12 protein-coding genes are annotated in these 14,958 nt (G+C 68.9%); 8 read left to right on the plus strand and 4 right to left on the minus strand.

Features of this window, described 5'->3' with window-relative positions; all coding sequences use genetic code 11:
• Nucleotides 1-15: 15 nt before the first annotated feature.
• From ACX9TP_RS21460 to ACX9TP_RS21490, 7 genes are all read left to right on the plus strand, one after another.
• On the plus strand, nt 16-960 hold the full coding sequence (locus ACX9TP_RS21460) for an NAD-dependent epimerase/dehydratase family protein (protein ID WP_482981586.1): 945 nt from the start codon (nt 16-18) through the stop codon (nt 958-960).
• 539 nt (nt 961-1,499) lie between these two features.
• The gene (gene lepA, locus ACX9TP_RS21465) at nt 1,500-3,311 is read left to right on the plus strand and encodes a translation elongation factor 4 (RefSeq protein ID WP_482981587.1); all 1,812 of its coding nucleotides are present in this window, start codon (nt 1,500-1,502) and stop codon (nt 3,309-3,311) included.
• A 3-nt stretch (nt 3,312-3,314) separates the two neighbouring features.
• The gene (gene lepB / locus ACX9TP_RS21470; RefSeq protein WP_482981588.1) at nt 3,315-4,577 is read left to right on the plus strand and encodes a signal peptidase I; all 1,263 of its coding nucleotides are present in this window, start codon (nt 3,315-3,317) and stop codon (nt 4,575-4,577) included.
• Between the two features lie 85 nt (nt 4,578-4,662).
• The gene (locus tag ACX9TP_RS21475; protein ID WP_482981589.1) at nt 4,663-5,556 is read left to right on the plus strand and encodes an aspartate carbamoyltransferase catalytic subunit; all 894 of its coding nucleotides are present in this window, start codon (nt 4,663-4,665) and stop codon (nt 5,554-5,556) included.
• On the plus strand, nt 5,553-6,866 hold the full coding sequence (locus ACX9TP_RS21480; RefSeq protein ID WP_482981590.1) for a dihydroorotase: 1,314 nt from the start codon (nt 5,553-5,555) through the stop codon (nt 6,864-6,866). The genes ACX9TP_RS21475 and ACX9TP_RS21480 overlap by 4 nt, the downstream gene beginning before the upstream one ends.
• Nucleotides 6,866-7,990 carry a glutamine-hydrolyzing carbamoyl-phosphate synthase small subunit gene (gene carA, locus ACX9TP_RS21485; RefSeq protein ID WP_482981591.1) on the plus strand — a complete coding sequence of 375 codons (1,125 nt, stop codon included), beginning with the start codon at nt 6,866-6,868 and terminating at the stop codon, nt 7,988-7,990. The genes ACX9TP_RS21480 and carA overlap by 1 nt, the downstream gene beginning before the upstream one ends.
• 15 nt (nt 7,991-8,005) lie before the next feature.
• Nucleotides 8,006-8,671: a DUF7986 domain-containing protein gene (locus ACX9TP_RS21490; protein WP_267863594.1), complete on the plus strand. Its 666-nt coding sequence runs from the start codon at nt 8,006-8,008 to the stop codon at nt 8,669-8,671.
• Nucleotides 8,672-8,723: 52 nt separating this feature from the next.
• On the opposite strand, the gene pyk is transcribed toward ACX9TP_RS21490, so the two are convergent.
• The 3 genes from pyk to ACX9TP_RS21505 form a co-directional block, all read right to left on the minus strand.
• Nucleotides 8,724-10,124: a pyruvate kinase gene (pyk, locus tag ACX9TP_RS21495; protein ID WP_482981592.1), complete on the minus strand. Its 1,401-nt coding sequence runs from the start codon at nt 10,122-10,124 to the stop codon at nt 8,724-8,726.
• A 227-nt stretch (nt 10,125-10,351) separates the two neighbouring features.
• Nucleotides 10,352-11,140, minus strand: coding sequence for a bifunctional nuclease family protein (locus ACX9TP_RS21500; protein ID WP_482981593.1), 789 nt, complete (start codon nt 11,138-11,140; stop codon nt 10,352-10,354).
• 108 nt (nt 11,141-11,248) lie between these two features.
• Nucleotides 11,249-11,626: a hypothetical protein gene (locus ACX9TP_RS21505; protein ID WP_482981594.1), complete on the minus strand. Its 378-nt coding sequence runs from the start codon at nt 11,624-11,626 to the stop codon at nt 11,249-11,251.
• A gap of 83 nt (nt 11,627-11,709) precedes the next feature.
• Between ACX9TP_RS21505 and ACX9TP_RS21510 the strand changes: the two genes are divergently transcribed.
• Nucleotides 11,710-13,530, plus strand: a complete 1,821-nt coding sequence (locus ACX9TP_RS21510) for an AMP-dependent synthetase/ligase (protein ID WP_482981595.1) — start codon at nt 11,710-11,712, stop codon at nt 13,528-13,530.
• 99 nt (nt 13,531-13,629) lie between these two features.
• On the opposite strand, the gene ACX9TP_RS21515 is transcribed toward ACX9TP_RS21510, so the two are convergent.
• On the minus strand, nt 13,630-14,931 hold the full coding sequence (locus ACX9TP_RS21515; protein WP_482981596.1) for a citrate synthase: 1,302 nt from the start codon (nt 14,929-14,931) through the stop codon (nt 13,630-13,632).
• Between the last annotated feature and the right edge of the window lie 27 nt (nt 14,932-14,958).

Raw genomic sequence — 14,958 nt, forward strand, 5'->3', positions numbered from 1 at the left:
GTGGCGGGAGGAAGCGTGAAAGTCCTGGTGACAGGTGGTGCGGGTTTCATCGGCTCACATGTGTGCGATGAGTTCCTGCGAGGTGGGCACGAGGTCATCGCGTTGGATGACCTGTCCGGCGGCAAGCGGGAGAACCTGGACCCGCGCGTGCGCCTGGCCGTGCACGACATTCGCAGCCGCGAGGCCGCGGAGCTCATCAAGGCCGAGAAGCCGCAGGTCCTCTGCCACCTGGCCGCGCAGATGGACGTGCGCCGCAGCGTGGACGACCCGGGCTTCGACGCGGACGTCAACATCCGCGGCTTCCTCAACCTCCTCGAGGCCGCGCGCGTCTCCGGGGTGAAGAAGGTCATCTTCAGCTCCACCGGCGGCGCCATCTACGGCGAGCAGGATGTGTTCCCCGCGCCGGAGAGCCACCCGACGCGGCCGCTGTCGCCGTACGGTGTCTCCAAGGCGGCCGGCGAGCTGTACCTCGGCTACTACAGCGCCCAGTACGGCCTGCCGTACGTCGCCCTGCGGTACGCCAACGTGTACGGCCCGCGGCAGAACCCGCATGGCGAGGCCGGCGTGGTGGCCATCTTCAGCCAGCGGCTGATCGGCGGCCAGGGCTGCACCATCTTCGGCGAGGGCAAGCAGACGCGTGACTTCGTCTTCGGTCCGGACGTGGCTCGCGCCAACCGGCTCGCCTTCGAGAAGGACTACGTGGGCGCCATCAACATCGGCACCGGCGTGGAGACGGACATCAACCGCCTCTACGCGCTGCTGGCCGAGGCCGCCGGCTCCACCGCCACCGTGGCGTACGCCCCCGGCAAGCCCGGCGAGCAGATGCGCTCCTGCGTGGACAACGCGCTGGCGAAGAAGGTGCTCGGCTGGGAGCCCACCGTGGACATCCGCGAGGGCCTGCGCCGCACCGTCGCCTTCTTCCGTGAGAAGGCCGGCTCGCCCGCGCGCGTGCACGGCTGACGGCCGGGGCCGGGGCGCGCCTTTCCGCGTCCCGGCAGGCCATGGCGTCCGGTGCGGTGGCGCGCCTTTGCACGCCCCGGCAGGCCATGACGTCCGGTGCGGTAGCGTGCCTTCCACGTCCCGGCAGGCCATGACGCCCGGTGCGATGGCGCGCTCCTGCGTCCCGGCAGGCCATGACGTCCAGCCGGTAGAGCGCCTTTGCACGCCCCGGCAGGCCATGACATCCGGCCGGTAGCGCGCCTGCCGCGTCCCGGCCCACCACCAGGGTCGGCGCGGCATGCATGCGGGCTCGCCTCGCGGGTGGGCAGGTGGCGCGGCGCGCACCCGGGCCGGCTTCGAGACCGAAGCGCCCCTCCCGTGTGCCTGTCCCGTGACGGGGCGAGGCCGGGTGGGGGAGGGGCCCCCCGGGCAGGCGCTACAGGTGGTTCGGGAACAAACGTGCTCCCCTGGCGGGTTGCTCGGGCTGCGGGCGCTCGCGCGTAGATTTTCGCGCGGTTCGGTGTTACTCACGCCCGCTTCTTCCGACGAGCGCCCCGAACATGCCGGCTGAAAACGCGCACATCCGCAACTTCTGCATCATCGCCCATATCGACCATGGAAAGTCGACGCTGGCCGACCGTCTCCTTGACAAGACGGGGACGCTGACCAAGCGCGAGGCGCAGGCCCAGTTCCTCGACAACATGGACATCGAGCGGGAACGGGGCATCACCATCAAGGCCCAGTCCGTGCGGATGAACTACACCGCCAAGGACGGCAAGCAGTACGTCCTCAACCTCATCGACACGCCGGGACACGTCGACTTCGCCTACGAGGTCAGCCGCAGCCTGGCCGCGTGCGAGGGCGCGCTGCTGGTGGTGGACGCGTCGCAGGGCGTGGAGGCCCAGACGCTGGCCAACGTCTACATGGCGCTGGACCACGACCTCGAAATCATCCCGGTCATCAACAAGATCGACCTGCCCAGCGCGGACGTGGAGCGCACGCGCTCCGAGATTGAAGACGTCATCGGCATCGACGCGTCCATCGCGGTGCCGGCCTCCGCCAAGGAGGGCATCGGCATCCACGAAATCCTCGAGTCCGTGGTGGCGCGCGTGCCGCCCCCGAGCGGCTCGCCGGACGCCCCCCTCAAGGCCCTCATCTTCGACTCCTGGTACGACAACTACCGGGGCGTGGTGACGCTGGTGCGCGTGCTCGAGGGCACGCTCAAGCTCAAGCAGAAGATCAAGCTCTGGAGCAACAACAAGGTCTTCGAGGTGCAGGAGCTGGGCGTGTTCAGCCCCTTCTCGCGCCCGGTGCAGCAGCTGATGGCCGGCGAGGTGGGTGTGCTCGTCGCCAACGTGAAGGAGCTGCAGGACGCGAAGGTGGGCGACACCGTCACCGAGGAGGCCCGTCCCACGGACGCGCCGTTCCCCGGCTTCAAGGAAGTCAAGCCGATGGTGTTCTCCGGCATCTTCCCGGTGGACTCCGCGGAGTACGAGAACCTGCGCGACGCGCTGGCCAAGCTGACGCTCAACGACTCCGCCTTCACCTACGAGCCCGAGTCCTCCACCGCGCTGGGCTTCGGCTTCCGCTGCGGCTACCTGGGCCTGCTGCACATGGAGATCGTCCAGGAGCGCCTGGAGCGCGAGTACAACCTGAACCTCATCACCACCGCGCCCAGCGTGGTGTACCGCATCACCACCAGCAAGGGTGACGTGATGCTGGTGGACAACCCGGCCAAGCTGCCGCCGGTGCAGAACATCGAGAAGTTCGAGGAGCCCCTCCTCACCTGTCACATCCACGTGCCCAACGACCACCTGGGCGCCATCCTCAAGCTGTGCCAGGACCGGCGCGGCGTGCAGAAGGACATCAAGTACCTGGGCAGCAGCGGCCAGCGCGTGCAGGTGACGTACGCGATGCCGCTGGCCGAGGTGGTGTTCGACTTCTTCGACAAGCTCAAGAGCGTGTCGCGCGGCTACGCCAGCCTCGACTACGAGCTGGCCGGGTACATGGAGTCCGACCTGGCCCGCCTGGACATCCTCATCAACGGGGAGCCGGTGGATGCCCTCAGCGTCATCGTGCACCGCGAGCGCGCGTACCTGCGCGGCCGCGAGGTGTGCCAGAAGCTGAAGGAGGTCATCCCGAAGCAGATGTACGAGGTGGCCATCCAGGCGGCCATCGGCGCGAAGATCATCTCGCGAGAGACCATCTCCGCCATGCGCAAGAACGTGCTCGCCAAGTGCTACGGTGGCGATATCAGCCGCAAGCGCAAGCTCCTGGAGAAGCAGAAGGAGGGCAAGAAGCGTATGAAGCAGGTGGGCACGGTGGAGATCCCGCAGGAAGCCTTCCTCGCGGTCCTCAAGACGGAGCAGTAGCGCATGAACGCGGCCAGTCCCTCCGCAACCCCCACGCCGCCCGTGAAGCTCGGCGCGGCGATGGCCGCCCGCCGCACGCCGGAGCAGCTGCGCGCCCGCCGCCAGCTCATGTGGCGTGAGCTGCTCACCAGCCTCTGGGCCCCGCTGTGCATCATCGGGCTGGCCTTCGTGCCCTACACCATCCTCATCGAGTTCGCGCCCTCCGCCGCCGCGTGGGCGCAGCCTTTGATGAAGGGGCTGGGGCTGCTCATGGTGGCCTACTTCTTCGCGCTGCTGGTGTGGCGCAACGTGTCTCCGAAGGAGAAGGCGCTGCGCGGGCTGCGCCACGAGGCGCACGAGCTCGTCTCGGAGAACGAGCGCATCCTCCAGAAGCCGCACGTGCGGCAGAAGCTGGGCGCGCAGGTCCCCGAGCGCATCACCGACCAGGCGCTGCGCGTGGAGACGGCCTCCATCGAGGGCGACCCGGAGCGGATGCGCCAGGAGCTCAAGGGGCTGGAGGAGCTGACGGCCCAGCACCTGGGCGCGTTCCGCAAGCAGTCCGCCATGGACTTCGTGGGCGGCTTCGGCAAGGCGCTGCTCATCGCGCTGGTCATCCGCACCTTCATCGTGGAGCCGTACCGGATTCCGTCCGGCTCCATGCTCCCCACGCTGCAGATTGGCGACCAGGTCTTCGTCAACAAGTTCATCTACGGGGTGCGCGTCCCCTGGGCCAACGTGGTGCCGTTCGTCATCGTCCGGCCTCCGGAGCGCGGGGACGTCATCGTCTTCAACAACCCCGTGGACGAGTCCAAGGACTACATCAAGCGCGTGGTGGGCATCCCCGGGGACACCGTGGAGGTCATCGACGGCGTCATCCACCTCAACGGCCAGCCGCAGGCGCGCAAGGTGGTGTCCACCGACTACGTCGTCCACAACATCACCGAGGACGGCCGCTGGTACGACCAGTCCGAGGCGCTGTTCGAGGAGGACCTGTCCGGGGTGACGCACTCCGCGCTGCAGACGCTGGCGCAGATGCCCGCGCGCGAGGGGCCCTACGCGGTGCCCGCCGGCCACGTCTTCGTCATGGGCGACAACCGCGACAACAGCGCGGACAGCCGTCATGGCCTGGGCGTCACCGGCCGAGGCAGGGTGGAGTACGTGCCCTACGGCCACATCAAGGGCAAGGCCATGGTGGTGTGGCTGTCGCTGGGCTTCGAGGGCCTGTTCCACGGCCTCTTCGGCGGCACCGGCCTGCGGGTGGACCGCTTCTTCGAGCCGGTCCGCTGACGCACACCGCGAGGGCAGCCAGCCCGGCGCGCCACGCACGGTGCTTGACGCGCCGTGCGCCCCGGGGTACGCGGCGCCCCCGGCCATGAGACACCTCCTCGGAATCGAAGGCTGGCGCCGGGACGAGCTGGAGTCACTGCTCGACCGCGCACGCGCGCACCTGCCCGCCGGACCGGACGGCACCAGCATCTTGCGTGGGAAGGTGGTGGCGAACCTCTTCTTCGAGGACTCCACCCGCACCCGCACCTCGTTCCACATGGCCGCCAAGGGCCTGGGCGCGAGCGTGATGAACTGGACCCAGACGGGCTCCTCCGTCTCCAAGGGCGAGACGCTCCTGGACACCGCGCGCAACATCGAGGCGACGGGGCCCACCGTCATCGTCATGCGGCACAAGTCCTCGGGCGCGCCGCACCTGGTGGCGAAGCACGTGCGCTGCGCCGTCATCAACGCGGGCGACGGCACCCACGAGCACCCCTCCCAGGCGCTGCTGGACGCCTTCACGCTGCGCCAGCGCTGGGGCTCGCTGGACGGGCGCACGGTGCTGATTGTCGGCGACATCATGCACAGCCGGGTGGCGCGCTCGAATCTCCTGTGCCTCAAGGCGCTGGGCGCGCGCGTGGTGCTGTGCGCCCCGCCCACGCTGATGCCGCCGGGCCTGGAGGCGATGGGCGCGGAGGTGACGCACAACCTGGACGCGGTGCTGCCGCAGGCGGACGCCATCATGTGCCTGCGCCTGCAGCTGGAGCGGCAGACGGAGAACTTCCTGCCCTCCACGCGCGAGTACGCGCGCCTGTTCGGCATCAACGCGGCCCGCGAGGAGCGGATGAAGGAGGGCGCGGTGGTGATGCACCCCGGCCCCATCAACCGCGGCGTGGAGATTGCCCCCTCGGTGGCGGACGGGGCCCGCAGCGTCATCCTGGAGCAGGTGTCCAACGGCGTGGCCGTGCGGCGGGCCATCCTGGAGGTGTGCGCGTCATGAGCTCCACGGTGCTCTTCCGGCGGGGGCGCGTCATCGACCCGCGCAACGGTGTGGACGGCGTGCGCGACGTGCTGGTGCGCGACGGCAAGGTGGTGGAGGTGTCCGAGGCCCTCTTGCCCGTGCCCTCCAGCGCCGAAGTGGTGGATGCCACCGGCAAGTGGGTGGTGCCGGGCTTCATCGACCTGCATGTCCACCTGCGCGAGCCGGGCGAGGAGGGGAAGGAGACCGTCCTCACCGGCTGCCGCGCGGCGGTGGCGGGCGGCTTCACCGCGGTGGTGGCCATGCCCAACACCAAGGTGGTCAACGACAACGGCATGGTGACGGAGCTGGTGCTCTCCCGCGCCCGCGCCGCCGGCCTGTGCCACGTCTACCCGGCCGGGGCGATTACCAAGGGCCTCAAGGGCGAGGAGATGGCGGAGATGGGCGAGCTGGTGTCCGCCGGCTGCGTGGCCATCACCGACGACGGGCGCCCGGTGATGAACGCGGCGCTGATGCGGCGCGCGCTCCAGTACTCCACGCAGTTCGACGTCCCCATCATGGTTCACGAGGAGGACCTGACGCTGTCCGCCGGCGGCGCCATGCACGAGGGCCCCACGTCCACGCGGCTGGGCCTGCGCGGCATCCCCGCCTCGGCCGAGGTGGCCATGGTGGCCCGGGATCTGGTGCTGCTGGAGGAGACGGGCGCCCGGCTGCACCTAGCCCACGTGTCCTGCGAGGGCAGCGTGCGCCTTATCCGCGAGGCGAAGCGCCGCGGCCTGCGTGTGACGTCGGAAGTCACCCCGCACCACCTCATCCTGGATGACCGCGCGGTGGGTGACTACGACACCCACGCGAAGATGGCGCCGCCCCTGCGCTCCAACCGGGACGTGGAGGCGCTGCGCGAGGCCATTGCGGACGGCACGGTGGAGGCCATCGCCACGGACCACGCGCCGCACGGCGTGCTGGACAAGCAGGTGGAGTTCGAGAAGGGCATCAACGGCATCGTCGGGCTGGAGACGGCGCTGGGGCTGACGCTGGAGCTGGTCCACGCGGGCGTGCTCACCGCGAAGCGGGCGGTGGAGCTCCTGACGCACGGGCCGGCGAAAGCGTTCGGCCTGCCGGGCGGTCACCTGGCCCCCGGGGCGCCAGCGGACGTCACGGTGGTGGACCCCTCGGAGGAGTGGACGGTGGACGCCCACCGGTTCTATTCCCGCAGCCGGAATACGCCCTTCCACGGACGCAAGCAGAAGGGGCGGGTGGTGCAGACGTGGGTCGGCGGTCGGAAGGTGTTCGAGAACGGCCAGGTTGGCCCGAGCAAGGAGTCGAAGTGATGACGAAGCGGGCAGTGCTCGCGCTGGCGGATGGCACCACCTTCGAGGGCCGGGCCTTTGGCGCGGTCGGCGAGACGGTGGGCGAGGTGGTCTTCAACACGACCATGTACGGCTACCAGGAGGTCCTCACGGATCCCTCCTACGTCGGGCAGATCGTCACCATGGCGTACCCGGAGATTGGCAACGTCGGCGCCAACCCGGAGGACGAGGAGGGCTCTCGCGTCCACGCGGTGGGCATGGTGGTCCGCGCCCTCACGGAGCAGCCGTCCAACTGGCGCGCGAAGGAGTCGCTCGACGCGTACCTGAAGCGCAACAACGTCGCCGGCATCGAGGGCATCGACACCCGCCGCCTGGTGCGCCACCTGCGCACGCACGGCGCGCAGATGGGCGTCATCTCCAGCGAGGGGCTGTCCACCGAGGCCCTGGTGGAGCGCGCCCGCACCGCGCGCGGCATGGAGGGCATGGACCTGGCCACCGGCGTGTCCACGAAGGCGCCCTACACCTTCACCACGCCGTCCCCGGACGTGTTCACCGGCGTGGGGGAGAAAGTCCCCGAGAAGACGCTCCACTTCGACGTGGTGGCGTACGACTACGGCCTGAAGAAGTCCATGCTCCACTTCCTGGTGGACCAGGGCTGCCGGGTGACGGTGGTGCCCTCCAACACCACGGCGGACGAGGTGCTGGCGCGCAAGCCCCACGGCGTCTTCCTGGCCAACGGCCCCGGGGACCCGGCGGCGGTGAAGGGCGCGGACCGCACGGTGGCGGCGCTGCTGGGCAAGGTGCCGGTGTTCGGTATCTGCCTTGGCCATCAGATCATGGCCCTGGCGCTGGGCGGCCGGACGTACAAGATGAAGTTCGGACACCGCGGTGGAAACCAGCCCGTGAAGGACCTGACGACCGGCAAGGTCGAAATCACCGCGCAGAACCACGGCTTCGCCGTGGATGACGCCAGCCTCAAGGGCCTGGCCGTCGTCACGCACATCAACCTCAACGATGGCACGGTGGAGGGCCTCGCCGTCCCGGACGCGCGAGCCTTCAGCGTGCAGTACCACCCCGAGGCCTCGCCCGGCCCGCATGACGCACGCTATCTCTTCGGCCGGTTCGCGAAGCTGATGGCGGGGTAGGATGGCGCACCTTCTATGGACTCGCCGCTGTCGCCGCTCTCGTATCAGCCGTACCTGGACCAGCTCATCGCCTTCGGCAGCCAGGAGCCCCGCAAGGAGGACCTCCTCGCCGCCAAGGCCGACTACTTCCGCCTGACGGGAGAGGTGTTCGAGGACGACAAGCTGTTCGAGCTGAGGATGGCATCCTTCCTCGACTACTACCTCTACGACCGCGTCTCGCCGCTCACCGGCAAGACGCCGGCCGCGGAGCTGTACGAGCAGCGGCTGGCCAACGCGCCGCCCGAGGAGGCCAACGCCTTCCGCAGCTTCACGGAGACCGTCCACGGCCTCTTCGAAGTCAGGAAGCTGGGCAAGGGCGAGGTCCGCCTGCGCGAGCTGTACTCCGGCAAGGACTTCGACGTGACGGAGCGCCGCCACATCGCCGGCCTGGAGACGGGGGACATCATCGAGGCCCGCCTCATCCCCTTCGGCGGGCACCTGCTGTTCTCCTCCGCCTTCTGCTACCACCCGCGCGTGGCCGTGAAGCCCATCAAGGCCGAGGTGAAGCGCCGGAAGAAGAAGGAGCCGGACCGCACGCCCAACGAGCTCGTCTGGGAGTGCGCCCGCCGCGCCCTCAACGTGGAGCGCTACCGCCAGCTCCCCGTCGAGAAGCTCTACGACTTCGAGCAGAAGGTGCTCTGAAGCCCCGCTGGCGGGGCCCGCGTCGCGAAGGCGCGGGCCCCCAGCGCCGCCTTCAGATGCGGTGGATGCTCATGAGGTTGGTGTTGCCCGGCACGTTGAGCGGTACGCCGGCCACCACCACCACGGGCGTGCCCACCTTGCAGATGCGCGCGTCCCGGCACAGCTTGCGCACCTGCCGGAGCATGGCGTCCGTGGACGTCACCCGGCCCACCTGGTGCCCCGTCACGCCCCAGTAGAGCGACATCCGGTTCACCGTGTCCTCGCTCGGCGTGAGGGCGACGATGCGCGCGCGGGGCCGGAACTCGGAGATGAGGCGGGCGGTGTGGCCGCTCTCCGTGTAGGCCACGATGGTCTCGATGTTGAGCTGCGTGGCCGCGGCGACGGCGGCCGCCGCCACGCCCGTCCCCATGTCATCCGAGCGCTCGAAGGGGGAGTGGTGCTGGTGCCGCACCACGCCGCGCTCCGTCTCCTCGACGATGCGCGCCATGGTGGCCGCGGCCTCCACGGGGTAGCGGCCCGCCGCCGTCTCGCCGGACAGCATCACCGCGTCCGCGCCGTCGAGGATGGCGTTGGCCACGTCGGACACCTCGGCGCGCGTGGGCCGGGGGTTGCTCACCATGCTCTCCAGCATCTCCGTGGCGACGATGACGAGGCCGCCCCGGCGGTTCACCTCGCGCACCATGTGCTTCTGGATGGCGGGCAGCTGCTCCAGCGGCATCTCCACGCCCAGGTCTCCCCGCGCCACCATGATGCCGTCCGCCGCCGCGGCGATGGCCTCCAGCTGCTCCACCGCCTGGGGCTTCTCGATCTTCGCGATGAGCGGAGTCCTGTTGCGCTTCACCAGCTCGCGCGCCTTGTGGATGTCCGCCGCGGAGCGCACGAAGGACAGCGCCACGTAGTCCACGCCCACCTCCTGGCCGAAGGCCAGGTCGTCCGCGTCCTTGCGCGTAATCGTGGGCACCGACATGGGCGAGCCCGGCAGGTTCAGCCCCTTCTTGTCCTTCAGCAGCCCACCCACCTCCACCTTGCAGGTGACGTCCGGGCCCTGCACCTTCAGCACCCGCAGCCGCACCCGCCCGTCGTCCAGGAGGATGTCGTCCCCGCGCACCACGTCCTTCACCAGCGACTTGATGGGGGTGGGGATGATGGAGCCCTGGCCCATGACGGCCCGCGTCGTCACCGTCACCGTCTGGCCGGCCTTCACGATGAGCTGCCCGTCCTGGAACTTCCCCAGGCGAATCTTGGGCCCCTGGATGTCCTGGAGGATGGCCACCGGCATGCGCAGGCGCCCGGCCACCTTGCGGATGATGGCCACGCGCTGGCGGTGCTCCTCGTGCGTGCCGTGGGAGAAGTTCAGCCGCGCCACGTTCATGCCCGCGCGGATGAGCCCCTCGATGACTTCAGGTGTGTCCGACGCGGGTCCCAGCGTACAGATGATCTTCGCCTTGCGCATATGCGCGCGCATCCTAGGCGTCCGGGGGCCCGGCTTGACAGCCTCACGCTCTCGGGACGATTCTTCGGCCACACGCGAGGCGCCCACCCCAGCGGCGGGCCCTCGCGAATCCATTTGTGCTCTCGACGTTTGAGAGAGAAAGCCCGGCTTCCCTGGGAGGGGGGGCCGGGCTTTCTTGCGTCGTGTGGCTGGCTTCCGCTGCGAGCGGGGCGGGGGCCCGTCGAAGGCTAGAGGTCTATCTGCTTGCCGGTGCCCCGCGGAGTCACGGCCGGGTGGCCATGCGGCGGGGCTTCCATGTCCATGTCGAGCGGCGTCTGCTTCGAGTCGGGCGCGCCGGGGATGGGCAGGGGCGCGGCGTCCTCTTCCATGTCCATGCCGCCCGGGCCGCTGCCGCCCACGCCGGGGCCGCCCTGCAGGCCTTCAATCTCGTCGCGGCTGATGCCGGCGATGGTCAGCACCTTGCGGGTGACGCGGATGCGGGCGTGGCTGGTGAGCGCCATGGCGATGGAGTCCGAGGGGCGCGCGTCCAGCGTCATCTTCCGCTTGCCCTGCTCCAGGAAGACGCGGCCGGAGTAGACGTTGTCGCGCAGGTCGTCGATGCGGACCTCGGTGACGCGGCCGCCGAGCTGCTTCACCACGTCGTCGAGCAGGTCCTGGGCGAGCGGCTGGGGTGGCTCGCGTTCGGCCAGCCGGAAGGCGATGGAGACGGCCGAGGCCTCGTCCACGAAGACGGGCAGGACGATGTCGCGGTCCTTGGTGGTCAGCACGACGGCGTGCGTCTGCGCCTCCACCAGCGGCACCACGTCCTGCACCTCGAGCTCCACGAGCTCGGCGCAGGCCTTGGGGTCGTCCCCACGGTCGGTGATGCAGGGCTGCTGCGGGGCGCTCACCGCCGGAACAGACGCGGCGATGGCTCCGGTTGAACTGAATGCAGGCAGGAACAGGAGCCCTCCCAGCGCCAGGACCACTGCGGAGAGAGGTGCAACGAAGAGGGTGGCGCGGTTGGGCGTTTTCACACCTCTAAACTACGCACCCGGTACCCCCCCGGGAGGGCGCCGCTCCGGGCGGGGCCCTCCGGGTGGGACGGTGCCGCCCCCCGGGCCGGGGGGCAGGCGGGCGAGCTTTCAGCCGCGGTCGTCGTCCTCTTCGTCGTCGTCGTAGTCCTCCTCGTCGTCGACGTCCTCGTCCTCATCCTCGTCGAGCTCGTCGTCCTCCTCGGACTCCTCCTCGTCCTCGTCGTCCTCCTCGTCGTCGAGGGTGTCCTCCACGTCCACGGTGTCGAGCGTCATGGACACGGCGAACTTCTTGTCGAGCGCGGCGATCTGCGCCCGCATCTCCGTGAGCGCGGCGACGAAGTCCTCCGTCAAGTTGGCGGGCGCCTTCGCGTCGCAGTGAGGGCAGACGATCTTCTCCGTCCCCTCGATGAGATCCTGGGCGTCCAGCTCGAAGCTCGCCTCGCACTTCTGGCAGGTGAAGTCGATGCTCATGGTCGGGCGCGGCATACAAAGCCCTCCAACCGGCTGTCAACGTCGGAGACGCGCGACGCTGCTGGCGGGGCCGGGTGGGCATCCGTTACCTTCGGCCCATGGAACTACCGAAGACCGTCGTTCACGCACTCCATGACCGGGCCACCCAGCTGGAGCAGCAGCCGGCCCTCTGGAAGCTCCAGGGGAGCGCCTATGTGCCCACCTCCTGGGCGGACTACGCGCAGCGGGTCCGCCGGTTCGCCCTGGGCCTGCACGCCCTGGGCTTCGGAGCGGGGCAGCCGGTGGGCATCCTCGGCTTCAACCGCGAGGAGTGGCACGTGGCGGACCTGGGCACCATCGCCATGGGCGGGGTGCCGGTAGGCCTGTACACCACCAGCTCGCTGGAGCAGCTCGAATACATCCTCGGACACTGTGAGGCCACCGTCCTCGTGGTGGAGAACGAGAAGCACCTGCGCACCGGCCTGGCCCTCCGCCAGAAGCTGCCCGGGCTGCGCCACCTGGTGGTCATCGACCCGCCGGCCTCGCTGCCCGAGGGGGTGCTGACGTACGCGGACGTCCTGGCCAAAGGCACCGGCGTGGACGAGGGGCCCTACTGGGACAGCGTCAACGCGCTCAAGCCCGAGCAGATGGGCACCCTCATCTACACCTCCGGCACCACCGGCCACCCCAAGGGGGTGATGCTGAGCCACTACAACATGGTGTGGACGGCGAACCAGCTCAAGGAGTCGGTGGAGTTCGGAAAGAACAACACGCCGTCGCTCATCTCCTACCTGCCGCTGTCCCACATCGCCGAGCAGATCATCTCCCTGCACTGTCCGCTGCTGATGGGCATCCAGGTGTACTTCGCCCAGTCGGTGGACAAGATGCCGGAGGCCCTGAAGGAGCTGCGGCCCACCTTCTTCTTCGGCGTGCCCCGCGTGTGGGAGAAGTTCAAGGTGAAGGCCGAGGCGGGCCTCAACTCCCAGCCGCCCATGAAGCGGCGGCTGGTGAACTGGGCCCGCGGCGTGGCCATGGAGCGCCACACCCGCGCCATGCGGCACGAGCGCATCCCCGTGCTGATGGAGGCGAAGTACCGGCTGGCGCAGAAGCTGGTGTTCGCCCCGCTGCGGGCCCGCATCGGCATGGACCGGGTGGAGTTCTTCGCCACCGCGGCGGCGCCCATCGGCCGGGACGTGCTGGACTTCTTCGCGTCCATCGACATCGTCATCCACGAGGTGTGGGGCATGACGGAGGTGACGGGCCCGGGCACCGTGAATACCGAGGACGCCACGCGGCTGGGCACGGTGGGCCGGGCCATGCTGGGCGTGGAGCTGCGCATCGCCGAGGACGGCGAAATCCTCGTGCGCGGCGGCAACGTCTGCATGGGCTACTACAAGAACCCGGAGGCCACCGCGGAGCTGCTGGAGGACGGGTGGCTGCACACCGGTGACGTGGGGCAGCTGGACGCGGAGGGCTTCGTCCACATCACCGGGCGCAAGAAGGAAATCATCGTCACCTCCGGCGGGAAGAAGACGGCCCCCAGCAACATCGAGGAGCTGCTGAAGGCGCTTCCGGGCGTGGGCCACGCGCTGGTGATTGGCGAGCGGCGCAACTACCTGGTGGCCCTGCTGGCGCTGGAGGCCGACAAGGCGCTCGCCCTGGCGAAGGAGAAGGGCTGGCCCACGGACCTGGCCACGCTCTCCGAGGACAAGCGCCTGCACGAGCTCCTCCAGCAGGCCATTGAACGCGACGTCAACCCGAAGCTGGCCCGCTTCGAGACCATCAAGCGCTTCGCCGTGCTGAAGACGGAGTTCTCCCTGGATGGCGGCGAGCTGACGCCCAAGCTGAGCGTGCGCCGCAAGGTGGTGGAGCAGAAGTACGAGGCCCTTATCGAGTCGCTCTACGCCGAGTCCAAGCACGGCGCCGAGGCCCACGGCTGAGGCAGCTTGGGGGGCCCGCTGAATGGCTCCCCGCAAAAGCGAAGGGGCGGGGAACCTCTTCGGTTCCTCGCCCCTCTTCACTTCAGGCTCGCTCGCGGGTTACTTCGCGGGGCGCTTGTCCATGGCGACGTAGTCGCGGCGCTTGGAGCCGGTGTACACCTGACGCGGACGGGCAATTTTCTGCTCCGAGTCCATCACCATCTCCTCCCACTGCGCGCACCAGCCCACCGTGCGGGGGATGGCGAAGAGCACCGGGAACATCTCCACCTGGAAGCCCATGGCCTCGTAGATGAGGCCCGAGTAGAAGTCGACGTTGGGGTAGAGCTTCCGCTTCACGAAGTACTCGTCCTGGAGGGCGATCTTCTCCAGCTCCAGGGCGATGTCGAGCAGCGGGTTCTTGCCCGTCACCTCGAAGACCTCGTCCGCCACGCGCTTGATGACCTTGGCGCGCGGGTCGTAGGACTTGTAGACGCGGTGGCCGAAGCCCATCAGCTTCTTCTCGCCCTCGCCGCTCTTCACCGACTTGATGAAGTCCGGGATCTTCGAGATGTGGCCAATCTCACGCAGCATGCGGAGCACCGCCTCGTTGGCGCCGCCGTGCAGCGGGCCGTAGAGGGCGCCGATGCCCGCCGTGACGGCCGAGTACGGGTCCACCTCGGAGGAGCCGACGGTGCGCACGGACGTGGTGGAGCAGTTCTGCTCGTGGTCCGCGTGGAGGATGAAGAGCACGTCCAGCGCGCGCTCCAGCACCGGGTGCACCTTGTAGGTGGTGGTGCCGATGCGCTTGATCATCGCCAGGAAGTTGGCGACGTAGGACAAGTCGTTGTCCGGGTAGATGTACGGCAGCCCCATGCTGTGCCGGTAGGAGAACGCGGCGATGGTGGGCATCTTCGCGATGAGCCGCGTGATCTGGATGCGGCGGCTGCGCTCGTCCTTGATGTTCTTCGCGTCCGGGTAGAAGCCGGAGAGGGCGGCGACGGTGGAGCCCAGCATGGACATGGGGTGCGCGTCGTAGCGGAACCCGTCCATGAAGGACTTCACGTTCTCGTGCACGTAGGTGTGGTGCGTGACGAGGTGGATGAACTGCTCGAGCTCCTTCGGCGTGGGCAGCTCGCCGTTGAGGAGGAGGTACGCGACCTCCAGGAAGCTGGACTTCTCCGCGAGCTGCTCGATGGGGTAGCCGCGGTACTCCAGGATGCCCTTGTCACCGTCGATGAAGGTGATGGCGCTCTTGCAGTTGGCCGTGTTGAGGAACGCCGGGTCGTAGCCCATCAGCCCGAAGTCTTCTTCACTGGCTTTGATCTGGCGGAGAGCGTTGGTGCGAATACAGCCGTTCTCGATCGGGACCTCGTACGTCTTCCCGGTCCGATTGTCGGTGATCGTCAGCGTGTCCTTGGCCATGAGCGCAGATTTCACAGGGCGCAGAGC

It is taken from the genome of Pyxidicoccus sp. M15 (genome assembly GCF_056858435.1).